We start from the raw sequence: 22,651 nt of genomic DNA on the forward strand, positions 1-22,651 counted from the left end.
ACAGCTACTAATGCTTCTGGTTCAGCGGCGGCGGAGAATGTAGAATTATCTGGAGACCTAGGAACTATTACTGCTACTGGTGATGTAGCAACTATTTCTAATGCTGATGCTGAAACAAGAGAAGCTCTTGATTTAATTGCAGCTGCAACTACAGATCTTACGAAATCAGGTACAGGGGCATCTGCAACTTATCAAATTGCGAGTGGTGCATCTCTTAATTTAGATGGACTGAATGTAGGAACTTTAGATCTTGCTTCAACTGCTACAGGTTCTATTTCTATTACTACTGATGAGCCAATTGTAGTAAAAAATAATAATGCATCAACTACAACTGACGTATTAACGCTTACAGGTTCAGGTATTACAGGTGGTGATTTATTAAGTTCTATTGCTGCTTTAGGTTCAGGAGAGTTAACTAAAACTAAAGCTTCTGAATTCCAAGATGTTGTAGATAATGCAATTACTGACCTAAATGGATATAGAGGGGATATAGGTTCGACTCAAAACCAAGTAGAATCTGCGGTTAGAAACTTAATGACTCAGTCTACTAATGTTAAGGCTGCTGAATCTATTATTAGAGATGTTGATTATGCTGCAGAATCTGCAAACTTCAACAAACAGAACATTATTTCTCAAGCTGGTTCTTATGCAATCAGTCAGGCGAATTCTGTTCAACAAAACGTTTTAAGATTATTACAATAATCTTTATAAGAAGTAGTGAGTTTATTATTCACTACTTCTTATTATAAAACTCTATATATTCTTTTATAATATTTTCAATCTGAGTACAAAATGTTTTATTCAAATAATTAATATGCTTTTTAGGATTAGAAATATCTTTTGAATGAAAGAAGGTAAATACATGAGGCATATTATATTTAAAATAGTTTAATAAAACTTTTTGTAAGTTTGTACATACTGATGGATTATAAATCACTTCATCAATTACCTTAAAATAAACACTTTTAAATTCTGAACTAGTTTTAAATTTTCTTAATTTCATATTTTTAAATATATCCAAATATAAATTTGCTTGTACTATTTTTTTATTTATAAATTTTTCTTCTAATTTATTAATTTCATTTGAACTACATGATAAAAATTCTTTATGCAATTCTTCATAAAGTAAAGCTTTATCAAGTTTTATTTTATTATTAACAATTTTATTAGAATGAAGAGGTATAGCATTATTAAGATATGCTCCATCAGATAAATTATAAACCTTTGTAAAGTTATTATCCATAAACATATCAGTAAAATGATTCATATGTTCTACCGATAATCTATAAACTTCTAGGGTGTCAACTATTTCTCTAAAGTTACCTTTAATTTGAAGAACGTTTCTTTTAAATTTAAAAGAAGATACGTCAGACTCTTTTTCAATATGATTTGCTAAACCACTACAATGATCATCAATATGAGTCTTATCATCTGAACTTAATGCAAAATCAATTCCTATTAAATTAATAATCTTCGAACCAAATATAAGCATTAAAGCATAAGTTATTTCTCCAATACTTGGACTTGTCAGCTCTCCAAATCCTTTTTTTACCTCAAACATTGTTTGAAATAAAAAAATATTCTCTTTTTTGAAAAAAGTTAATAATTTCTCATTTATACCAGTTGAAAATAAAAATATAGTTTTTTTAAAAAAATCACTATTCTTAATCTTTTTTGTTGTTCTTTCTTCATCTTGTTCATCAAAATGAGTAACTATATCTGGAACAATTCCATTTTTTTCCAAATATGGTATTATTACAAAAATAGATACAATTATATATTTATCTCTATTTTTCTGTAAAAACTCTATATTTTTTTGTAAAGAGGGTCCTGCGGCCAAAATAATAACAGGTTTATTAAATGAAGATAAATATAATTTTTCTGATATATTTAAAATATTATATCCATTATTGATTCTATGAATTGTTCTTCTTAAGTTTTTTAAAGACCTATTATAACTATATAGAAAATGGCTTTGACTAACAAAAAGACTTTGAATTTCATCAAAATATATCTTACAAGAATTACTAAATAAAGAAAACTTCATATATTGATTATAAAAAAAAGAAAGATGGAAGAAAGTATTAAAAGTTTTTTTAAAAGAACTTTTTTCTTCAGATACAGAAAATATATATTTTACATTTTTAGATAAATTATAGTATTTTGTTGTAAATAAGGATAACCTAAAAATCTCCAAAGAAGGTTCCACTATAAAATATATTTTTGAATTAACCTTATTCATTACTCTTTCCAAATGAAAACCTAATCCACATCCAAATATTATATATGAATAAATCTCATTTAATTCAAATTTATCTTTTAAATTTGAATTTGTATAATGAACAATAGGAGCATTAGATATAATAGTATCTAATTTATAAAATGGGGTTTTCTTTTCGGTTTCTAGAAGTTCATCACTATATTTTAAAGAGTAGAAAGTTTTAAAACTATCTTCATTAGGGTTAGAATTTATTGAGCTTAAAATAGTTGTAGTTGATTGCTCATGATTTTTACCATATAAGTAGCTATTTGATAAATTATCTAAAAGATCAAATCCATAGTCTTTATATTCTAAAGTATATTGTTCCTTAATTTGATTTAATTCTATAGCAGTTTCATATATTTTAATTTTTTTATATAACTCATTATGATTTTTTTCAAAATACTCCATATTTTTAATATAGTTATTTACTACTTCTTGTTGTATCTCATTTTCTTCCATTAAGTCTTCCTATAGTTTTATTTGATACTGAATTCTAAACTCTTCTTGAAAAGCTTCTTTTAAAGTATCATCAAATTCCTGTACACTAAAATATACTCTTGTTAAATGCTTTTCGTGGTCATTACTATTTTGTAACATTATAAAAGGGTAAGAAACTTCTCTGTTGATTTTAATTTCTGATATGATAGTATCATTTATACCAAATCTTATTATACCGTCTGTTACACCTAAGCCACCACTACTACTCTGAATCAAAGATTTAGCTTGATAATGCCTAATATTTGTTTTTTCATTTATATAATATCGTTCGTAATTCTTGCCGCCATTTTTACATTCGTACCAAAATTTACTATTTTTATTTTGAGGTAAAAGAGTAAAAGTTCCTAATCGAATACTTCCTTTAACAAACTCATTCATTTTAAGTTTTATATCTAAAGTTATTTCATTTTTATTAAAGTCAATTATCCAATTTTTATATTCTATTGCAATTTCTTTCATATAAATAATTGAAGATAATTTATATAAATTGTTATCTATTTTTTCTAATGTAAAATCTTTGACATTATTTAAGTCTGCAATTTTTCTTGTTTGAGCAGACTCTATAGTTGTTGTTCCTGTATAAAAGTCTGCTCCATGACTTATATAATCTAAATCACCATGTTTCACGCTTCCAAAGTTTAAAGACTGATTATTTTTATAAACCCGAGATAAAGACATACCTTTTAGTTTATTAAAAACTATTTTGTAATTATCCTTTTCTAAAATTAATTTATTATTATCTTCTTTTAATTTAAGGTCACTAGAAATATCCAATTTTGAAGACTTCTCATTTATACAAATTATTTTTGACTTTAAATAGTTAAGAGCATTTTCCCATTTCTTTTCTGTAATATGAGTACGATAATCACTTCCCCAATATTTTAAAAGTTGTTTTTTATCAATATTTGTTTTTACATTTTTAAGAAATTTAAAACAAAGAGTATTTATATAGTTAGCCCCTCGACCACATGCTGACCAACGGCTTAATGAATATTTATTCTGCTTTTTAACCAAAACAGGAGTAGTGGATGAGGATAAAACTAACGCAACTTTATCATCTAATGTTTTTCTTAGGACTTCTGAAGGTAATGCAAATTCACCCAAGCTTTTTAAATTATTCATTGCTTTAGAAATACATTTCCACTCATCTTCTTTTATAATTGCTTCTGTTTCAAATCTTCCTGGTCGATAATTAAATACTTCTAAATCTGAACTATAAATAGATAAAGCTTTATACCCAGAATTCAGATGATGTTTTATTATTGTTATATACTCTTCTAGGCTCATTTCTGAATGTGCCATTCGTTGAAATTGCTGAAAAACAATTGTGTCAGTCCAAATTATTGGTAAACTAGATTCTATACCTTTCACAATAACAGGTTGATGAGAGTACGTTTTATCCCATTCTCCCTCAGGATGTAAGGAATATGCATTATTCCATTCCATTACTATTGCAATATAACCTGCTTCTTCATAAACATCAACCATAGAACTAGAAAATACTTGTTCATTTATATAAGCAATCTTAGGTTTTATACCTAAAATATTTTGATAGACTTCTAATCCAATCTTTTGATTTTCATAATTTATTTCATAAGGGACAAGTGGTCCAATAAGCTGTATGTAACCACTTCCAATTAACTCTATTAAACCTTCTTCATATAATTTCTTAAACTTTTTAATCCAAAAAGGTCTTAACTCAAGGATTTTTTCTAAACTATATGCACTTAATTCTAAACCAACTTTTAAATTATTATTTTGAACTAATTCTAATAAAGGAAAATATGTTTTATCTATAACTTCAGGTAAATTTTCTTCTTCAATAGCTGAAAAAGACAGATTTCCATGGTATATTTTATAAAATAGCTTATTCAAAAGTAATTTTCACTTTCTCTAAAAAGTTTTGTGCATTTAAAATTGCATCTTCTCTACTATCTCCTTTTGCCAATGCAAAACCTAATCTCTTAGAGTGATCTGTTGTTTTAGAATTCACTCTATCTCCTACTTTTGCGTGAAAAGTTGATAGTAATATATTTTTATCATACTCTAAATTATCAATACTTCTAATTATACCACTATGATTTTTATCTACAAACCTATATCTTAAAGATATAAAATCATTTCGTTTATATTCTAATTCATCTTTAGTCACTTTCATATTCATATGAAGTTTTATAGCGATTTTTATAAAATCTATTCCTGTAGATTCAGGAATCTCTACAGTTGAAAAATTACCTCCTGAAAGTCTAAGAGCAAACTCTATAATATGAAGTTCATCCTCATAAATTACAATATCACCTTTTATTACACCATTTTTTATATTTAGTTTTTTAGCAATTAAAAAAAGATACTCTTTTAACTCTCTCTTATGATTCTCTTTCATATATAACGATGGTAAATCACCACCATTTTCTATGATATTAGGTAAAAAGTTTTCCATGTCATCATAATTTCTATCAGAAAAGCCTATATTATATATTTCACCATCTATAACAAAAGATTCCGTACTAATCTGAGGGCCATTAAGATATTTTTCTACTAAAACTTTTTTTTGATTACTAAACTCTAAAGCATAATCATAATACTTCTCAATATTTTCTAAATCTTGAATAAAACTAATACCTCTTGCGGCTGAATTATCAACAGGTTTTAAAACAATAGGGAAACCATATACCTGAGTAAATTCTCTTATATCCTTAATACTTTTTACAAGCTTATATGAAGGGATAGCAATGCTATTCTCTTTCATAAATTCTTTAGAGTCAAATTTATTTTCACTTAGTTTTGCACACTCCAAATCTATTGTATAGTTCACACCTAAAAATTCCGCAGTTTGAGCAATAATATATGGGATATCAACTCCAAAAGCAATTACACCATCTACTTTTTTTGAAAGTTTTGTCTCTATAAAACTTTTTATTTGTTCAATATGTTTAATACTAACAACATAAAATTCATCAGAATAATCCTTTCCAGAAGCATTTTCATTTCCATCAAGAACAATAGTATATATTCCCATCTCTTTTGCTTTTAAGATTCCTGGAATTTGATCAGGTCCTGCTCCTAGAATAAGTAAAGTTTTCATTAAAAATATAATCCACCATTTACATTAATTACTTGTGCCGTAATATAACTACTTTCATCAGAGGCCAAAAACTTTACTACTTTTGCAACTTCATTTTGAGTTCCAAATCGTTTTAATAATATATTTTTCGATGCTTCTTTTACTACTTTAGATTGCATTCCACTTGCTGCCATTTCACTTTCAATAAGTCCAGCGGAAACAACATTACTTCTAATATTTTTAGGAGAAGCAAATCTAGCGATTACTTGAGATAAAGAGATTACTCCAGCTTTACTTGAAGCATAATGAGCAGTTCTAGGACCTCCATATTGTCCACTCACAGATCCTATATGAATAATACTTCCATTTTTTTTCATATATTTTAAAACCTCTTTAGAACATAAAAAAGGTCCTGCTAAATTAACAGACATTATATTATTCCAATCTTCTAATTCTGTTTGATTAAAATCTGTAGGTTTGTTTATTCCAGCATTATTAACTAAAACTGTAATTTTTTTAAAATCATTATTTATCTCTTTAAATACTTTTTTAATAGATTTCTCATCTTTTACATCAAGTTTATAAAATTTACATTTTACTTTAAAATTTTTTTCTACATACTTTAAAATACTTTCTGCTTCTTCTTTTTGAGTATTATATGTAAAAGCAACATTATAACCTGCACTTGCTAATTCAAGAACTATACTTTTTCCTATCCCTCTACTTCCACCTGTTATAATTGCAGTCTGTTTATTTAATTTCATTTTTAATATCCTCTATTGATATATTATATGCTTTAGCTAAATCTTCTGGATCACCAGACATTCCAAACTGATCTTTTATCCCAATTCTTACTAATTTAGTATTAATAGCATTTTCAGATAATACTTCTGCTACTGCACTTCCAAGTCCACCAATAATATTATGATCTTCACAAGTTATAACTTTTTCACTATTTTTAGTATATTTAATTATTGCATCTTTATCAATAGGTTTTATTGTACTTACATTTATAACTATTGCATCAGTATCTTTTGCAGCTTCTAAAGCTCTATGTACCATAATTCCAGTAGCAAAAATTGTAGTTTTGCCTATTCCTTCTCTTAATAAAGTAGCTTTTCCTATTTCAAATTTATAATTTGATTTATTTACTGTTGGAACCGGACTTCTTCCTGAACGCATATATACAGGACCTTCATACTCTATCATTGCTTTTGTTGCTTCTAAAACTTCAATATCATCACAAGGAGATAGTACAAGTATATTAGGGATACTTCTCATAACTGCTAAGTCTTCTACTGCTTGATGAGTTGCACCATCTGGACCTACATCAAGACCAGGATGACTTGCTACAATTTTTACATTTGCTTTTGGATATGCAATAGAGTTTCTTATTTGATCAAGAGGTCTAAGCGTTGCAAATACTCCATATGCCGTAGCAATAGGGATAACTCCTGTTTGTGCAATCCCACTTGCCACACTCATCATATTTTGCTCTGCTATTCCACACTGAATAAATCTATTAGAATATTTATCTTTAAAAAAATTCGTATTAGTTCCTCCAGCTACATCTGCATCAAGTACTACAAAATTATACTCATCGGCTAATTTAACCAACGAATGTCCAAAAGCTTCTCTTAATGAAATCATACTGTTCCTCCTAACTCTTTTATTGCAATATTTAGTTCTTCTTTATTAGGGGCTCTACTCCCATGCCATAAGGGATCATTTTCCATAAAAGAAACTCCTTTCCCTTTTATAGTATGAGCAATAATTACACTAGGTTTAGCCTTAATCTTTGAACATCTATCAAATGCTTCTTCTATTTGAGATAAACTATGTCCATCAATTTCAATAACATTCCAACCAAAAGCTTTCCATTTGTCTGCTAAAGGTTCTAAAGCAGTTATATTTTCACAATTATCATCACTTTGAAGTTTATTATAATCAACAATTGCAACAAAATTATCAAGTTTATGGAAAGTTCCAAACATAGCACCTTCCCAAATTTGGCCCTCATTACATTCGCCATCACCTAATATTGCATATGTTCTAAAATCTAGATTCTGTAATTTTGCTCCTAAAGCCATTCCCAGAGCCTGAGAAAAACCAATTCCTAAAGGTCCAGATACAGCTTCAACACCAGGTATTTTTAATGTAGGATGGCCTTCACATAATGAACCTGTTTGTCTAAGCTTTAAAAGTTCTTCCATTTCTAAAAATTCTTTTTCTACAAGCGCTGCATATAGTGCAGGAGCAGCATGTCCTTTAGACAAAATTATTCTATCTCTATTATTATCATTCATATTATCTTTATTTATATTCGCAACTTTAAAATATAAAATACCTAATATATCACTACAAGACAACGAACCACCAGGATGACCACTACCCGCAAAATGAAGTCCTTTTAACAGGTTTATTCTAATATTTGATATCTTTTTTTTCACTTTTCCACCTATTTCTAATTTTGGTTTGGTCTACTTAGTTGACTTTTAATGGCAACTTCTTCAATAAACGTAGCATCTTCAGGATATGTTAATTTTGAACAAAGTAACTTAGCCTCAACTGTTTTTGGTTTTACTTTTTCATATAATGAATATTCTACAAGAGAAAGCAACTCTATTGGACTATTCTTTAACGCTTCATTAAGTAATTTAAACTGAATAAATTCAGGTGTAACAAATTCTACAAGTTTTGATTTATCTGGTACATCTACAATACATCCCATAGAATCTATTTGAGCTATACCATTAACTATAGGACGTATTGGACAAGAGCAACCAGAGTGAACTGCGCTTTCATACAATTCTTCAATTTGTGAGACTGTAATAAATGGACGATTTGCATCAAATAATGATATTATTGTATTATCATCAATTTCCTCTACTTCACCTAGCCCAGATAAAAATGATTTCATTCTTTCATCTGCACCTTTTACCACTTTAACAAAAGATAAACTATCTGAAAAATAGTTTTCTATAACCTTATTAGTTTCTTCTATATCACTTTCTCTAGTAACAACAGAGATAGATGTAAAGAGCTTTGATTCAAGAATAGTTCTTAACGTCCAAATAAGAATTGGCACTTCTAGTATTGGAGTTAAATGTTTTGGTAAATTTGTTGCACCAAATCTTTGTCCTGAACCTGAAGCTAAAATTATGGCAACAGCATTCATTTATATCCTTTTTTTATTGCTTTAATATAAAGAGTCCATGCATCTTCTATGATTTTTTTATTGTCAAATGCTATATCTAGTTCTCTCCAGTTTTCAACTAATTCAACAGAAGAAGCATCATCTCCAGCTTTTAAATTCTCTAAATTCGATTGACCAAGATAAGATATATTAACAGTATGTCTTAAAGGATCTCTATTAGGATTAGAATAAACACCAATAAGTTTTAAAGAGTCAAAATTAATAGTAAGAGATGTTTCTTCTTTCAATTCTCTAGAACATGCTTGTTCCACAGACTCACCAATATCTACAAAACCTCCTGGCAAGGCTAAGCAGTTCTTATATGGTTCAAAAGCTCTACGAATCAAAAGAACAGCATTATCTCTAAAAATTACACAAGACACACTTACTAAAGGTGTTTTAACCATTTATAAATTCCTTACTAACTTATGATGATATCTCACCAGCATAATCTGAATATCCAAAATCAGGATTTGGAGTTGACCATGTTTCTCCATAAATCTTACTAAGATATTCAGCTGGAGGACTTGGTACATTCATTTGCTTACCATGAATCTCTATTTTTACACATTTACTAAACATTGTAGTTGGCCACTTCCAACTATAATCTTCAAATCTATCAATATAAATTTCAGAACTAACATCAAAAAAATCAATAGAAAAAGGAATTGACATACCATTATCAAGAAATAAAGTTGCCTTAATAGATTCTTGTTCGTATTCAGGTAGATATTTAAATTTTTCAAGAATACTAAAAATCTCATCTTTTGCATGAAGTGGAGCAAAAAAATCCATATCTATATCCCAAGTAATAAAATCTCCATCTCTAACAAAACCTAATGCTGTTCCACCTACTGATACTAAACTCTTATCATCTTTAAGCGCCAACATTAACTTATCCAACTTCTCCGCAGTCTCTTTTCTATTTTCTTCTGAAGAGAAAGGATGTAAGCCTAATAAAGCTTTTGGAGCAGGAGAGACTTTTTCTTCATCTATTCCATAACTCAAGATCTGTGGATAAATATCTTTTACATAACCAGAAGTGATCACAACTTTCTTAATAGCTCTTGAAGATAAAATATCTGGAGAACAAATCTCTTTCCCATTAATAAAACTTCCCCATTTCTTCGAATCATTATCAATAAAAAAATCTGGTAACTCTCCTGTATGTTGACAATAAGCTCTACCACCTCCTGCTGCTCCAAAAAAAACTACAATTTCTTTATTTTTCATTATTCTACATCCTGATTTGAAAACTCAACAAAACTAATATACTCTTGTTGTTTCATAAATTTTAACAATATTCTCAGAAGGAACACCTAATTTAAGTGCAGCTTCAAAAATAGCTTTTTGCCCACCATAACTTGATATCAACAATTTTGTTGAACTCCAATCTAAATCCATAATAACTGAAGGTTCATATATATTTATTCCTCTCCAAGATGTTCCATGCTTAATAGGATCAGAATCAATAATGATAAATAGTGTCTTACAATGAGAGTGAAATAAAGATAAGACTTGATACATAAACTCAGTATGGGCTCCACCTCCCCAAATAACTATTTTTTTAGACTCTGTTAAGTCATAAATAAATTTTTCAACATCCTTAATAGACCTATACCAAAATGATAGACTTTCATTTAAACTAGTCCAATCTTTCGAATTATATTTAAGTTGATAAGTTAAAGACAGATTATTTTTTATTGTTGCAAGAACACGATACCCATTATAATCTTCTGTTTCAAAACATAACTCTATATTCCAACCAGCTTGACTAAGACAGTTAAATAAACTATTACGACTAAAATGTGTCATATGTTGAACACTGAAAAAACTATTTATATCATTAGTCTTACCTTTTTCCAAAATAGGCACTTCTATAACTAGTTTTGTTGACTCATTTGAAATAGAATGCAATTTCTTTAAAGCTTCAATGGGTCTTGGTAAATGTTCTAAAAGATGAAACATTGTAATTGTATTAGGAGATTCTCCCTCAAAAGAAAAATTTTCAAAATCACCATGAAAGAACTCTATTTTATGTTCTTTATATTTCTCACGTCCCCTTCTTATTGCTTGTTCATCAATATCAACACCAAGCTTTATTACATTATCAGGTAATCTAGAAAGAAAATTTCCATCATAACAACCTACATCTAATACTCTAGCATTATCATCTAAAAGTTTATAATCATTCAGCCAATTTATTTGCTCTTGTGTATGTTTAAGAGAGGAACCATAACTTTGTCCAGCTTCTTCAAATAGTCTTTCAAACCCTATATTTGAATAACATGGATTCATATATAGTGCTCCACACTCTCTACAGTGTTGTTGATTAATATCTACCTGTTTAGCTTTCCTAGAGTCAGAAAAAAATTGAAAATTATTTAGTGTTATAATTGTTCTATAATCATTTGCATTACATATAGGACAGTTCCTATACTCTAACAATGTTTCATTATCTTTATTTACATAAGTATTAATTTTATTCCACTCTATGTCACTCATTAAATTACCTTTCAAAGCTTCATTTCATCAAATCTTATAAGTAGATATTACTTCTGTAACTAAACATTTTGGAAACAATTTTTTTACTTTAAAATCAAAGTTTAATTTTTTTATATTAATTTCATCTTTTCTTAAAATTAGATTTATCTTATCACTATTCATCTTACAACTTGCTTTATAATGTTCCTCATCTAAACATATATGAATAGCCGGTATATCCATAGCTAAAAGCTCATAAGCACTTACTCCAAAAGAGATTACTGCAAAATCAATCTTAGTTAAAAAACTAGCCATATTTTTTACATCAAAATAGATATTTATATTTTTTCCTAAATTTTTTATTCTCTTTCTATCCGGATGATTTTCTTTTATGATTACAGAAATATTAATATTTTGTTCTATACTAATCAACTCTTCTACAACTTCAAATGTTAAATGATAAGGATCTGTTCCTCCCATCATTACTAAAACATTAGGGATATCATTCTTCTGTTTTTTACAATCTTGATAAAACTCATCTCGCAGTATCACATATTCAAACCCTTTATAGACTTTACCACTATAATCTTTTTCATTAATTGTTGCATGAGGAGGATAAAAACATAAGTCACACTCTTTTGCATATTCACTTGGTTCATCAATTGCAATTGTTAGTATCTTTTTTTCTTTGAGTTTTTTTATTGTCTTAATGGGAAAATTATCTCTTACATCTCCAATAAAAATATTTATATTTTTATTATCAGTAATATTTTGAATCCAACTATCATAATTAAAATTTTCTTCACTTGGAATTAGAATATTATATTTACTCTCTTTAATCTTTTTAATTCCAAGTTCATAGTTCTTTGTAGCAAAATAGATTTTATATCCCATTTTTTCTAAGTTTTTAGCTAAAACTAAACATCTTGTTATATGTCCTAATCCTATTTTTTCTGAAGCATCACATCTTATTAAAATATTTTTTTTCATTACTGCCTCTATAACTAAATACTATAATTTCATTCTAAAAAGTTTCTCTAATCTTTTTTAGTGGTCTTAATCCATCACGAGGATCTGCTCTCCAATCCCTATCTGCAAATTCACTTGGCGCTGCTTTTTTTATACCATCACCATCAGCTATAATTCCTTCATTAACAAGATTTATTGTATTACATATCTGCTCTGGTAACCAGCAATGGCCAGATGAAAACTCTTCTCCTTCACCTTCTAAATCTAAATGAAACTCTACCATTGTTGCATCATATTTGTATATAGCACGTAATAAAACAGCTGTTGATACAGAATGATCTGATAAACCTATATTACAATTAAATGCTTCTCGTAATGTTCTTATTGCCGATACATTCGCCTCTTTAACAGGTGTGGGATAACCAGATATAGCATGAAGTAAAGTTAATTTGGCATCACTGTTTGCTCTAAAAACTTTTACGGCATGAGCTATTTCTTCTATAGTTGCCATACCTGTAGAAAGAACCAATTCTTTACCTGTCTTTGCACATTCAATTATCAAATCATCCCATAATAATTCATACGAAGCTATCTTATAAAAATCAACATAAGGTTCTAATTCTCTAACAGCCTTTAAATAAAATGGAGTACATGAGAACTTCATGCCCAATTCATGAGTATAAGAAGATAATTCAGGTAGAAATTCTATTGGTAATTCCCACTCTTTTCTTTTCACATGTTCTTTACTTTTTGCCAAAATTTCTGGAGCAAACAATTCATCTATCTTAAAAAGCTGGAATTTTACAGCACTACAACCAATTTGGGAAGATACTTTAATAAACTCTTTAGCTCTATCTAAATCTTTTCCATGATTACTTGATACCTCAGCTATAAACATAGGAAACTCTTGATTCATTACTAGCCTTTCTTTTGTTCTACATGAGAGTTTATCTCATAAATATATTTATTTTCTTCTAGCATTTGAATAAGTTCTTCATACGAAAAATCTATTCTATTATTTAATCTTAAATAAATTTCTTTAATTGCTATATAGTCATCTTCTTCATCTAATGTTAGTCTATATTTTGAATCATCATTTTTATTTTTTAAAAGACTTATCTCAATATCATTTTTTATAGTCTTATACATATATGGAGTAACATGCTCTTTTTCAAAAAAAGTTGTCGCATTTAAATATGCTTTTTTCAATAATCCAAATCTAAAAACTTCTGTATCTAATCCTCTAGGGAAACCTGTAGATTGATTAGCTGAACTATAATCACTATTATTCTTTCTAAAAAACTCTAAAGTTCTTCCAAGTATCTCTTGATCTATTAAAGGACAATCAGAAGTACACCTTATAATAATATCATTATCTCCAACTCCATACTTTAATGAAGCCTCGTAATACCTACTTAATACATTACTAGTATCACCTTCATAATATTTAATACCTAGTTTTTTACATAATTCAACAATAGGCTTTTCGGTTCCATCATTCGTTGTTGCAATTATAATATTCTCTTTAAATTTTCTAAGCCTATCAATCATTATTTCTAAAACTGTTTTTCCACATAAAGGAAGCATTACTTTTGAAGGTAATCTTGTACTAGTCATTCGTGCTTGAATAATTATAAAAAATTTATCCATTTAAAACTTCTAGAAGAGTCTTAATTACATATTTTTGCTCTTTTATTGAAAGACTTGGATATATTGGTAAAGATATTGCTTTTGCATAGTATTCATCCATTACAGGAGTATATTCCTTTCCATATCCTAACTTTTTATAAAAAGGCTGCTTATTAATTGGAATATAATGATATTGTACTCCAATATTTTTTTCATGCATTTTAATAACAAATTCTTTTTTATTTATTTTTAATTTGTCAAAATCTATTTTTATTATATAAAGATGGTAAGAAGAGTTTCTAGTAAATTTATATAAAGACTTAATATTTTTAATTTTCTCAAATGCAAGATCATAATTTTTAGCTAAAAGATGTCTCTTCTCAATAAATTCATCTAATTTTTTTAATTGAGATAGTCCTAAAGTACAAGATATATCAGTTAGTCTATAATTAAATCCTAATTCTTTCATATCATAATGCCATGGTGTTACACTACGATCATTTTCCATTCCATGATTTCTAAGACTTAGAAGTCTTTTATATAATTTTTTTGAATTAGTAGTTATCGCTCCACCTTCTCCCGTTGTTATATGTTTTACAGGATGAAATGAGAATATTGATAAGTCCGAATTTTTACAAGATCCAGCTTTGACATTTTTAAATTGTGCGCCTATAGAATGTGCACAATCTTCTAGTATTTTAATACCGTATTTATCTTTTAATCTTTTAATCTTTTTCTGATTTAAAGGATTACCTGAAAAGTGAACTCCGTAAAGTGCTTTAATAGAGGTGTCATTTTTTAATACTTTTTCACATAAATCTAAGTCTATATTTCCATCTTCACCAATATCTACAAAAATAGGCTTTGCATTTGCATACAAAATACCATTTGACGTAGCTAAAAAAGAATTTGGAGTTGTTATAACTTTATCTTTTTCTTTTAAAAGAACTATAGAACTTAGATGTAACGCCGCTGTACCATTTGAAACTACTATACAGTATTTTGCCCCAGTATATTGACAAATTGCTTTTTCAAACTCTAAGACTTTAGAACCTGTAGTTAAGTAATCTGATTTTAAAGTTTCAATAACACTATTTATATCATCTTCTGAAATAGTTTGTCTTCCATAAGGTATAAAATTCAAGTTTAAACATCCTTAGCAAATAAAAGAAGCTCATCAGAACTTAACCAACAATCATTACTTCCTGAATTATATTCAAAACCATGATTTACTTTATTTCCTTTTTCTCCTAAACTATTTTTAGAATAGTCTCTTGAACCAAAGAACTTAATAGTTGGTGCGATTACATAATGATCTTTAAATTCTAATGTTAAGTGAGAATCATCACTTGGGCACATGATTTCATGAAGTTTTTCTCCAGGCCTTATTCCAATAATCTCACAATTTAATTCTGGAGCTAATGCTTTTGCCAAATCAACAATTTTCATAGAAGGAATTTTAGGAATAAATATTTCACCTCCCTGCATTCTTTCAAAGTTCTTTAAAACAAAATCAACTCCTTGCTCAAGAGTTATCATAAATCTTGTCATTTTTTCATCTGTAATAGGAAGAGAACTTGCTCCTTCATTAATAAGTTTTTTAAAAAAAGGAATCACTGAACCTCTACTTCCAATAACATTCCCATATCTAACTACAGAAAAAGAAGTATTCTGCTTCCCTACAAGATTATTTGCAGCAACAAACAGCTTATCTGAAGCGAGTTTCGTTGCACCATAAAGATTTATAGGATTTGCAGCTTTATCTGTCGAAAGAGCAATAATTTTTTCTACTTTATTTTCTATTGCTGCATCAATTACATTTTGTGCACCATTAATATTTGTTTTAATACATTCCATAGGATTATATTCAGCAATAGGAACATGCTTAAGAGCTGCCGCATGAATAACATAATCAACATCTTTCATTGCTTTTTTAAGTCTAGAAGCATCTCTTACATCTCCAATAAAATATCTCATACATTTATTATCATAATCCTGAGCCATTTCATATTGTTTTAATTCATCTCTAGAATAAATAATAATTTTATTTGGTTGATATTTTTTCAATAACATTTCAGTATACTTTTTACCAAAGCTTCCCGTACCACCAGTTATTAAAATATTTTTATTATTGAACATCATTGGCCTTTTAATCTAAGTAAAAGATTTGTTTATAATATAGTATCCAATAAATTATTTAACTTTTATTTTAAGAGTATATATGCAATAATTTATTACAAATAAATTTATAGGTTTTTAAATGGCAGATAATCCAATTCCAGAAGATATACTAAAAATACAAAAAAAATTAGCAACTTATGAAAAAGGTTCTAGAAACTATAAGAAATATACAAAAATACTAGCTAAACATGTAAAAAGATTTACTATGAAAAAAAGAGTCTCTTCTCATATAAAAACAATTGAAACTGTAGAAAAAATATCTGAAGAAAAAATAGAATCTAAAAAATCTTAAAATTTAATATTGCAATTTGCAATAAAATCATTTACTTTAAAAAAAATCTGATAAAATTCCAACATAAATAAAACATAGGACTAAAAATTATGGATGATAATCAAAAAAAATCACTTGACTTAGCAATAAAACAAATAGATAAAACATTTGGAAAAGGTACTTTAATTAGACTTGGGGATAAAGAAGTTGTTCCAACAGAAGCAATTTCAACGGGTTCACTTGGACTTGATTTAGCTCTTGGCGTTGGAGGACTTCCAAAAGGTAGAGTTATTGAAATATATGGACCTGAATCTTCTGGTAAAACTACATTAACTTTACATGCAATTGCTGAATGTCAAAAAGCAGGTGGAGTTTGTGCATTTATTGATGCGGAGCATGCACTTGATGTTGTATATGCAAAAAACTTAGGTGTAGACACTGATAACTTACTGGTTTCTCAACCAGACTTTGGAGAGCAAGCTTTAGAAATCCTTGAAACAGTTATTAGATCTGGTGCTGTTGATTTAGTAGTCGTGGATTCAGTTGCAGCACTTACTCCAAAAGTTGAAATTGATGGAGATATGGATGACATGCAAGTTGGTGTTCAAGCAAGACTTATGTCTAAAGCACTTAGAAAAATCACTGGTTTATTAAATAAAATGAATACAACGGTAATCTTTATTAACCAAATTAGAATGAAAATTGGTATGACTGGTTATGGATCTCCTGAAACAACTACTGGTGGAAATGCACTTAAATTCTACTCTTCTGTTAGACTTGATATTAGAAGAATTGCAACACTTAAACAAGCTGAAAATTCTATTGGTAATAGAGTAAAGGTAAAAGTAGTTAAAAATAAAGTTGCTGCACCATTTAAACAAGCAGAATTTGACATTATGTTTGGAGAAGGAATTTCTAAAACTGGTGAACTTATTGATTATGGTGTAAAACTTGATATTGTGGATAAAGCAGGAGCTTGGTTCTCTTACAATGATTCAAAAGTAGGACAAGGAAAAGAGAACTCAAAAGTATTCTTAAAAGAAAATCCAGAAGTTGCACTTGAAATTGAAAACAAAATTTTAACTGCTATGGGTGTAAATGATGAAATCATTCAAGGTGAAGCAGAAAAAGACGATGAATAATATTAAAAGAGGTACTCTCCTCTTTTAATAAAAAACTACTCAATATTTTTTTATATCTTTCTAAATTATTTAAAAAAACCTAGTAAAAGCAATTACCAATGAACTTTTTAGTATAATATCCAAAATTTAAGCAAATTATAGGAGAGTTACGTGGTATTTATTGATAACGTATACGCAGATGAAGTATTAGACTCAAGAGGAAACCCAACAGTTAGAGCGACAATTGTTTTAAGTGATGGTACAAAACAAAGTGCAATCGTTCCAAGTGGAGCAAGTACTGGAAAAAGAGAAGCTTTAGAATTAAGAGACGGTGATAATAGATTTTTAGGTAAAGGTGTTTTAAAAGCAGTTGAAAATGTAAACACTGTTATTGCTGATGAATTAATGGGACTAAGTCCGTATAACCAAGCAGAAGTTGATGCTACTATGAAAGATATTGATGGTACACAAAACTACTCAAACTTAGGTGCAAATGCAGTACTAGGTGTTTCTATGGCCGTTGCTCGTGCAGCAGCAGCGTCACTTGATATTCCATTGTACAGATACCTTGGTGGAGCAAATGCAATGACTATGCCTGTTCCAATGTTTAATATCATCAACGGTGGAGAACATGCAAATAACTCTGTTGACTTCCAAGAATATATGATTATGCCAGTTGGATTTGAAGACTTCAATGAAGGTCTTAGAGCTACAGCTGAAATTTATCAACACCTTAAAAAAGTAATTGATGAAATGGGTGAATCAACTGCAGTTGGGGATGAAGGGGGATTCGCTCCAAACCTAAAATCAAATGAAGAGCCTTTAGAAGTTATTGTAAAAGCAATTGAAAAAGCTGGATATAAGCCAGGGGAACAAATTGCATTAGCACTTGATGTTGCAGCATCTGAACTTATCAATGATAAAGGTCTTTATGTATTGAAGTCTGAAAATAGAGAGATTACATCTAAAGAACTTGTAAATTATTATGCAGATTTATGTGCTAAATATCCAATCGTATCTATTGAAGATGGATTAAGTGAAGATGACTGGGATGGATGGAAAGTATTAACTGAAATTCTAGGAGATAAAGTTCAATTAGTTGGAGATGATTTATTTGTAACAAATGCATCAATCTTAGCAGAAGGAATTTCTAAAAATATTGCAAACTCAATTTTAATTAAACCAAATCAAATTGGTTCAGTTTCTGAAACTATGTTAACTATTAGATTAGCACAAAGAAACAACTATAACTGTGTTATGTCTCATAGATCAGGAGAGAGTGAAGATGCATTTATTGCTGATTTTGCAGTTGCTTTAAATTGTGGTCAAATCAAAACTGGTTCAACAGCTAGAAGTGATAGAATCGCTAAATACAATAGATTACTAGAAATTGGTGCAGAAATCGGTTATGCTGAATATTTAGGGAAACAACCTTTCTCTAAATAATTTATGAAAGAAAAATTTCATGAACTTAAGAAATTTTCGTTAATAGTAATAGTCTCTATTGCTATTACGATATTTCTTAGCTATCATGTTGCTAACGTTCTTTTTGGAGATACTTCTTTAGAAGTTTATAATTCTTTGAAACATAAAAAAGAGTACCTCCAAAATGAAATTAAAAGATTGCAACAAGATAATGCGCATTTGCAAAAAGAGTATTTTGAATTAAAAAATTTGGAGCCTGAAGAATGAAAACTTTATTTACACTTTTACTAGTTTTATCTACAAGTTTAATTGCTAGAGAAAACCCATTTGAGCCTACAAATGCTTATGAAGAAGAAGCAGCAAGAATGATAGAAATAAATGAGGTAGAACAAGATTATGATGTAGAGTTTCAACAAGAACAACAATACATAAATACTATGTATGAGAAAATGACAAAACCTGTTGAAGAAAAAAAACCTATGATGGTTGAAAAACCAAAACCTGCTCCTAAGCCTGCTTTAACTGAAGAAAAAGTAAAAAAACTTATTAAAAAAGCTCAAAAAGAAACAGAAGCAAAAACAAGAACAATTGTTAAAAAAGTTGTTGATAAGCCAAAAGAAATCAAGCAAGTTGTTTATGTAAAACCTAGACTTGATGTTACTATGGAAAAAGAGATTTTACCATTTGTTAAAATTGAATATGACAATGACAAAATTGATATTCATTCAAAATACAAAGTTACCAAAAAGCTTACTTTACCTGGTAAGAAAAAAATTATTTTAGATTATTCAGCAAAAGAAAATTTTTATACAAAAAGAGAAACTTTAGATTCTACAAGTTTTCCAAAAATTGCTGTAGGTAATCATAAAAAAGAAAAGTTTTTCAGAGTAGTAATTGAACTTTCTGAACTACCAGAAAATTATGAAGTAACTTATGATGATATGAAAGTAAGCATTGTTAAACTGTATGAAATGTAATACAGTTTAACAATAAGCACTCTTTTACAAATCACTATAAATTTTATTCACTCTCTTTTAATTTTATAAAATTAGATAAAATTCTAATTGCAATCATTACAACAAGAACTTCAACTATTGCCGCTAAAATAAATGCATAATAATAAAACTGCGTAATCGAATGATTATGATAAGCCAATGTAGATACAGCAATTAAAAGTGTTAATGGCATAGAATGAGAAAGCCCTATCATAAAGAACTTATCCCATCCCATATCTTTAATAAACAGAGTTGAACCAATAAGTCTAATAATAATCATTGCAAAAGTAATCAATAATGCAGTATAAATTAATCCATCATGAAAAAGTGATTCTAATTCAAAAGATGCCCCAACAGAGATAAAGAAAATAGGAACTAACCATCCAAAACCAAAGTGTTCCAATTTGTGAGGTAGTTGTTTATTATGTTCTTCAAAAAATGTTGTAATAAAAGTTCCAGCAATAAATGCTCCAAAAGCAACCTCTAAGTGTAAGTAAATCATTACAGTAATCATTAAAAAGAAAATAGTCATAGAGACTCTTATATCTTGTTCTTGGTGGTCAACTTCTGGCATCAAAAATGCTTTTATTTCTGGATACCACCAAATAAGATTATGAAATAACTTATAAACAAAAAGCATTGAGATAAGAAAAATAGTGAATAAAAACATTGTTTTATAAAACTCAAAATTTATCCCAAATTCTAGAGCAGCAGAAACAGTTGTAAGGGCAAAGATTGATACAATCTCACCAATTAGTCCAACCGTAATTGATAAACCAATCCACTCAACATCACCATACTCTTTTTTTAAAGCTGCTAATAATCCTATAGAAATAAGAGGTAAAATTACAATAAATATATATCCTAAATCTAGATAAAAAGTAATTATCGCAGCAAAAGAAAAGAGTATCACATTGTATATTAATGATTTTTTTAAAAGATTACTTGAAATATTTACAAGCTTTTTCAAGTCTACTTCAAGACCTGCTAAAAACATCAAATAAAGAAATCCAAGTTCTGCAACAAGTTCTAAAATAGAATGCTCAACTATAAAAGCAAAATATGCTGCAAGTGCTCCAAGCGTTATTTCTACAGTAATTGTAGGTAGTCTAAGTAACTTAGCAATTAAGGGTGAAGAAAATATGATTAATGATATTGATATGATTATTAGTATTTCTTCACTCATTGATTTTCCTAAAAGTTAGTTTCTTTCTCTTATAACTTTAATACCTTGTTTCTCTAGCTCTTCTATATCCTCAGCTGGTGTTCTTCCCGCAGTAGTCAAATAGTCACCAATAACAAAGGCATTTGCACCTTTTTCAAAGATTTTATATTGTTCATCACCAAACATTAATTCTCTACCACCTGCAACCATAATTTTCATTGCATTTGGAATCATTTTTCTTGCTAATGTAATTAATTCAAAAGCTTCTTCTCTTGATACGCTATTTTCAACAATAGGTAAAGCTTCATTTGGATGAAAGAAGTTCAATGGCACATTCATAGGATCTAAAGAAGCAATAGACTCAAGCATTGATACTCTTTGTTCTTGTGTTTCACCTAAACCAAAGATACCTCCACAAACAAGTCTCAGCCCAACTTCTTTTACATTTAAACAGGTCTGATATCTCTCTTCCCACGTATGAGTTGTAACAATCTGAGAATAGAAATCTTGTGCTGTTTCTAAATTGTGATTGTAAGCATCAACACCAGCTTCTTTTAAAGTTTGAATTTGCTCAACAGATGCAGTTCCATTACAAGCAATTAAAATTAAACCAAGATCTTCTTTTTTTACTGCACGAGCAGCTTCACAAACAAAAGCAAGTCTTTTATCATCTAAGCCTTTTCCTGCTGTTACTAAACAAAAACCATTAGCACCATTTGTTCTTGCTCTTTTTGCCTCTTCTACTATTTGTTCTATTTCTTTTCTTTTATATCTATCTATATCTGCTTTATATTTTACACTTTGGGTACAAAATTTGCAATCTTCATTACATGTACCACTTTCTATATTACAAATAGCACATAAAAAAATTTCTTTATTTTCGTTCATATTTTATCTCTTTTTTTTCAAACTTCTTTTTGGTAATTTCCCTTGAGTAATAATTAATTATATACTCATTTTCATTAATTTCTAACAACACACACTCGCACTTTGGTTTCTCCCTTGCACATACTTCACCAGGGTTTAAAAACAAAGTTCCTTCTTTATAATCTGTTTCAAAAATATGAGTATGACCATAAATCACCACATCACTATCACCATTTATATAATAAGGAAGATGCATAAGTTTAAATGTTGTATCTTCTATCTTAAAATGATAAGGTTCTTGTTTGATAGTATATTTATTTTGTAGTGAGATTAAAGACATATCATTATTTCCAAAAACACTAACGTAAGTTAAATTTGATTCTTCTAAAAGTTTTAAATTATCTTCAACACATAAGTCTCCAGCATGGATTAAATACTGTGCTTTCTTAGATTTAAGAAGTTCAATAACTTCTCTTGTATAGTCAACCTTATGATGACTATCTGAAAAGACACCTATTTTCAT

The 22,651-nt window shown here is 28.6% G+C and carries 23 protein-coding genes; 5 read left to right on the plus strand and 18 right to left on the minus strand.

Going from position 1 to position 22,651, the window contains the following annotated elements; genetic code table 11:
* On the plus strand, positions 1–702 hold a 702-nt coding region (locus BT997_RS12215; RefSeq protein ID WP_174247239.1), incomplete at its 5' end, for a flagellin.
* 31 nt (positions 703–733) lie between these two features.
* Here the strand turns inward: BT997_RS12215 and BT997_RS12220 are convergent.
* From BT997_RS12220 to pseB, 15 genes are read right to left on the minus strand one after another with little or no spacing between them, the layout of a single operon-like run.
* Positions 734–2,722, minus strand: coding sequence for a 6-hydroxymethylpterin diphosphokinase MptE-like protein (locus tag BT997_RS12220; protein WP_072682229.1), 1,989 nt, complete (start codon positions 2,720–2,722; stop codon positions 734–736).
* A gap of 9 nt (positions 2,723–2,731) precedes the next feature.
* On the minus strand, positions 2,732–4,636 hold the full coding sequence (locus BT997_RS12225) for a hypothetical protein (protein ID WP_072682230.1): 1,905 nt from the start codon (positions 4,634–4,636) through the stop codon (positions 2,732–2,734).
* Positions 4,629–5,846 (minus strand): ATP-grasp domain-containing protein, encoded by a 1,218-nt coding sequence (locus tag BT997_RS12230; protein WP_072682231.1) that lies wholly within the window; start codon positions 5,844–5,846, stop codon positions 4,629–4,631. The genes BT997_RS12225 and BT997_RS12230 overlap by 8 nt, the downstream gene beginning before the upstream one ends.
* Positions 5,846–6,589, minus strand: coding sequence for a 3-oxoacyl-ACP reductase family protein (locus tag BT997_RS12235; protein WP_072682232.1), 744 nt, complete (start codon positions 6,587–6,589; stop codon positions 5,846–5,848). Before BT997_RS12235 ends, BT997_RS12230 begins: the two co-directional genes overlap by 1 nt.
* The gene (locus BT997_RS12240) at positions 6,576–7,475 is read right to left on the minus strand and encodes a transketolase family protein (protein WP_072682233.1); all 900 of its coding nucleotides are present in this window, start codon (positions 7,473–7,475) and stop codon (positions 6,576–6,578) included. The genes BT997_RS12235 and BT997_RS12240 overlap by 14 nt, the downstream gene beginning before the upstream one ends.
* Positions 7,472–8,275 (minus strand): transketolase, encoded by an 804-nt coding sequence (locus BT997_RS12245; RefSeq protein ID WP_258239486.1) that lies wholly within the window; start codon positions 8,273–8,275, stop codon positions 7,472–7,474. The genes BT997_RS12240 and BT997_RS12245 overlap by 4 nt, the downstream gene beginning before the upstream one ends.
* Before the next feature lie 14 nt (positions 8,276–8,289).
* On the minus strand, positions 8,290–9,003 hold the full coding sequence (locus tag BT997_RS12250; RefSeq protein WP_072682235.1) for a 2-C-methyl-D-erythritol 4-phosphate cytidylyltransferase: 714 nt from the start codon (positions 9,001–9,003) through the stop codon (positions 8,290–8,292).
* Positions 9,000–9,428, minus strand: a complete 429-nt coding sequence (locus tag BT997_RS12255; RefSeq protein ID WP_072682236.1) for an NUDIX hydrolase — start codon at positions 9,426–9,428, stop codon at positions 9,000–9,002. Before BT997_RS12255 ends, BT997_RS12250 begins: the two co-directional genes overlap by 4 nt.
* Positions 9,429–9,447: 19 nt before the next feature.
* Positions 9,448–10,254, minus strand: coding sequence for a LicD family protein (locus BT997_RS12260; RefSeq protein WP_072682237.1), 807 nt, complete (start codon positions 10,252–10,254; stop codon positions 9,448–9,450).
* A 33-nt stretch (positions 10,255–10,287) separates the two neighbouring features.
* The gene (locus BT997_RS12265) at positions 10,288–11,526 is read right to left on the minus strand and encodes a bifunctional 2-polyprenyl-6-hydroxyphenol methylase/3-demethylubiquinol 3-O-methyltransferase UbiG (RefSeq protein ID WP_072682238.1); all 1,239 of its coding nucleotides are present in this window, start codon (positions 11,524–11,526) and stop codon (positions 10,288–10,290) included.
* A 27-nt stretch (positions 11,527–11,553) separates the two neighbouring features.
* Complete coding sequence (locus BT997_RS12270) at positions 11,554–12,495, minus strand: hypothetical protein (RefSeq protein WP_072682239.1); 942 nt, start codon at positions 12,493–12,495, stop codon at positions 11,554–11,556.
* A gap of 34 nt (positions 12,496–12,529) precedes the next feature.
* Positions 12,530–13,390 (minus strand): N-acetylneuraminate synthase family protein, encoded by an 861-nt coding sequence (locus BT997_RS12275; RefSeq protein WP_072682240.1) that lies wholly within the window; start codon positions 13,388–13,390, stop codon positions 12,530–12,532.
* 2 nt (positions 13,391–13,392) lie between these two features.
* The gene (locus BT997_RS12280) at positions 13,393–14,124 is read right to left on the minus strand and encodes a cytidylyltransferase domain-containing protein (protein WP_072682241.1); all 732 of its coding nucleotides are present in this window, start codon (positions 14,122–14,124) and stop codon (positions 13,393–13,395) included.
* Complete coding sequence (gene pseC, locus BT997_RS12285; RefSeq protein WP_072682242.1) at positions 14,117–15,247, minus strand: UDP-4-amino-4,6-dideoxy-N-acetyl-beta-L-altrosamine transaminase; 1,131 nt, start codon at positions 15,245–15,247, stop codon at positions 14,117–14,119. The genes BT997_RS12280 and pseC overlap by 8 nt, the downstream gene beginning before the upstream one ends.
* 2 nt (positions 15,248–15,249) lie before the next feature.
* Complete coding sequence (pseB, locus tag BT997_RS12290; protein ID WP_072682243.1) at positions 15,250–16,242, minus strand: UDP-N-acetylglucosamine 4,6-dehydratase (inverting); 993 nt, start codon at positions 16,240–16,242, stop codon at positions 15,250–15,252.
* Positions 16,243–16,363: 121 nt separating this feature from the next.
* Between pseB and BT997_RS12295 the strand changes: the two genes are divergently transcribed.
* The 4 genes from BT997_RS12295 (at position 16,364) to BT997_RS12315 (ending at position 20,078) form a co-directional block, all read left to right on the plus strand.
* Complete coding sequence (locus BT997_RS12295) at positions 16,364–16,576, plus strand: hypothetical protein (RefSeq protein ID WP_072682244.1); 213 nt, start codon at positions 16,364–16,366, stop codon at positions 16,574–16,576.
* A gap of 89 nt (positions 16,577–16,665) precedes the next feature.
* A complete protein-coding gene (gene recA, locus BT997_RS12300) occupies positions 16,666–17,697 on the plus strand; it encodes a recombinase RecA (protein WP_072682245.1) in 1,032 nt (343 codons plus the stop codon).
* Positions 17,698–17,847: 150 nt separating this feature from the next.
* Entirely contained in the window at positions 17,848–19,122 is a 1,275-nt protein-coding gene (eno, locus tag BT997_RS12305; protein ID WP_072682246.1) for a phosphopyruvate hydratase, read from the plus strand.
* Positions 19,123–19,364: 242 nt separating this feature from the next.
* Positions 19,365–20,078, plus strand: coding sequence for a hypothetical protein (locus tag BT997_RS12315; RefSeq protein ID WP_072682248.1), 714 nt, complete (start codon positions 19,365–19,367; stop codon positions 20,076–20,078).
* Between the two features lie 43 nt (positions 20,079–20,121).
* On the opposite strand, the gene BT997_RS12320 is transcribed toward BT997_RS12315, so the two are convergent.
* From BT997_RS12320 to BT997_RS12330, 3 genes are read right to left on the minus strand one after another with little or no spacing between them, the layout of a single operon-like run.
* Positions 20,122–21,282 carry a cation:proton antiporter gene (locus BT997_RS12320; protein ID WP_072682249.1) on the minus strand — a complete coding sequence of 387 codons (1,161 nt, stop codon included), beginning with the start codon at positions 21,280–21,282 and terminating at the stop codon, positions 20,122–20,124.
* 15 nt (positions 21,283–21,297) lie between these two features.
* Positions 21,298–22,149, minus strand: coding sequence for a biotin synthase (locus BT997_RS12325; protein ID WP_072682250.1), 852 nt, complete (start codon positions 22,147–22,149; stop codon positions 21,298–21,300).
* A complete protein-coding gene (locus BT997_RS12330; protein WP_072682251.1) occupies positions 22,136–22,651 on the minus strand; it encodes a metallophosphoesterase in 516 nt (171 codons plus the stop codon). The genes BT997_RS12325 and BT997_RS12330 overlap by 14 nt, the downstream gene beginning before the upstream one ends.

The organism is Arcobacter sp. LA11 (genome assembly GCF_001895145.1).
Classification (GTDB): Bacteria; Campylobacterota; Campylobacteria; order Campylobacterales; family Arcobacteraceae; genus Halarcobacter.

Excerpts from the sequence above, each read along its gene's own strand:
- BT997_RS12280 (WP_072682241.1), bottom strand. The coding sequence starts at position 14,124 with ATGGATAAATTTTTTATAATTATTCAAGCACGAATGACTAGTACAAGA.
- BT997_RS12255 (WP_072682236.1), bottom strand. The coding sequence starts at position 9,428 with ATGGTTAAAACACCTTTAGTAAGTGTGTCTTGTGTAATTTTTAGAGAT.
- BT997_RS12270 (WP_072682239.1), bottom strand. The coding sequence starts at position 12,495 with ATGAAAAAAAATATTTTAATAAGATGTGATGCTTCAGAAAAAATAGGA.
- BT997_RS12260 (WP_072682237.1), bottom strand. The coding sequence starts at position 10,254 with ATGAAAAATAAAGAAATTGTAGTTTTTTTTGGAGCAGCAGGAGGTGGT.
- BT997_RS12235 (WP_072682232.1), bottom strand. The coding sequence starts at position 6,589 with ATGAAATTAAATAAACAGACTGCAATTATAACAGGTGGAAGTAGAGGG.
- BT997_RS12240 (WP_072682233.1), bottom strand. The coding sequence starts at position 7,475 with ATGATTTCATTAAGAGAAGCTTTTGGACATTCGTTGGTTAAATTAGCC.
- BT997_RS12315 (WP_072682248.1), top strand. The coding sequence starts at position 19,365 with ATGAAAACTTTATTTACACTTTTACTAGTTTTATCTACAAGTTTAATT.
- BT997_RS12250 (WP_072682235.1), bottom strand. The coding sequence starts at position 9,003 with ATGAATGCTGTTGCCATAATTTTAGCTTCAGGTTCAGGACAAAGATTT.
- BT997_RS12275 (WP_072682240.1), bottom strand. The coding sequence starts at position 13,390 with ATGAATCAAGAGTTTCCTATGTTTATAGCTGAGGTATCAAGTAATCAT.
- BT997_RS12265 (WP_072682238.1), bottom strand. The coding sequence starts at position 11,526 with ATGAGTGACATAGAGTGGAATAAAATTAATACTTATGTAAATAAAGAT.
- BT997_RS12230 (WP_072682231.1), bottom strand. The coding sequence starts at position 5,846 with ATGAAAACTTTACTTATTCTAGGAGCAGGACCTGATCAAATTCCAGGA.
- BT997_RS12295 (WP_072682244.1), top strand. The coding sequence starts at position 16,364 with ATGGCAGATAATCCAATTCCAGAAGATATACTAAAAATACAAAAAAAA.
- recA (WP_072682245.1), top strand. The coding sequence starts at position 16,666 with ATGGATGATAATCAAAAAAAATCACTTGACTTAGCAATAAAACAAATA.
- pseB (WP_072682243.1), bottom strand. The coding sequence starts at position 16,242 with ATGTTCAATAATAAAAATATTTTAATAACTGGTGGTACGGGAAGCTTT.
- BT997_RS12325 (WP_072682250.1), bottom strand. The coding sequence starts at position 22,149 with ATGAACGAAAATAAAGAAATTTTTTTATGTGCTATTTGTAATATAGAA.
- BT997_RS12330 (WP_072682251.1), bottom strand. The coding sequence starts at position 22,651 with ATGAAAATAGGTGTCTTTTCAGATAGTCATCATAAGGTTGACTATACA.
- BT997_RS12220 (WP_072682229.1), bottom strand. The coding sequence starts at position 2,722 with ATGGAAGAAAATGAGATACAACAAGAAGTAGTAAATAACTATATTAAA.
- BT997_RS12320 (WP_072682249.1), bottom strand. The coding sequence starts at position 21,282 with ATGAGTGAAGAAATACTAATAATCATATCAATATCATTAATCATATTT.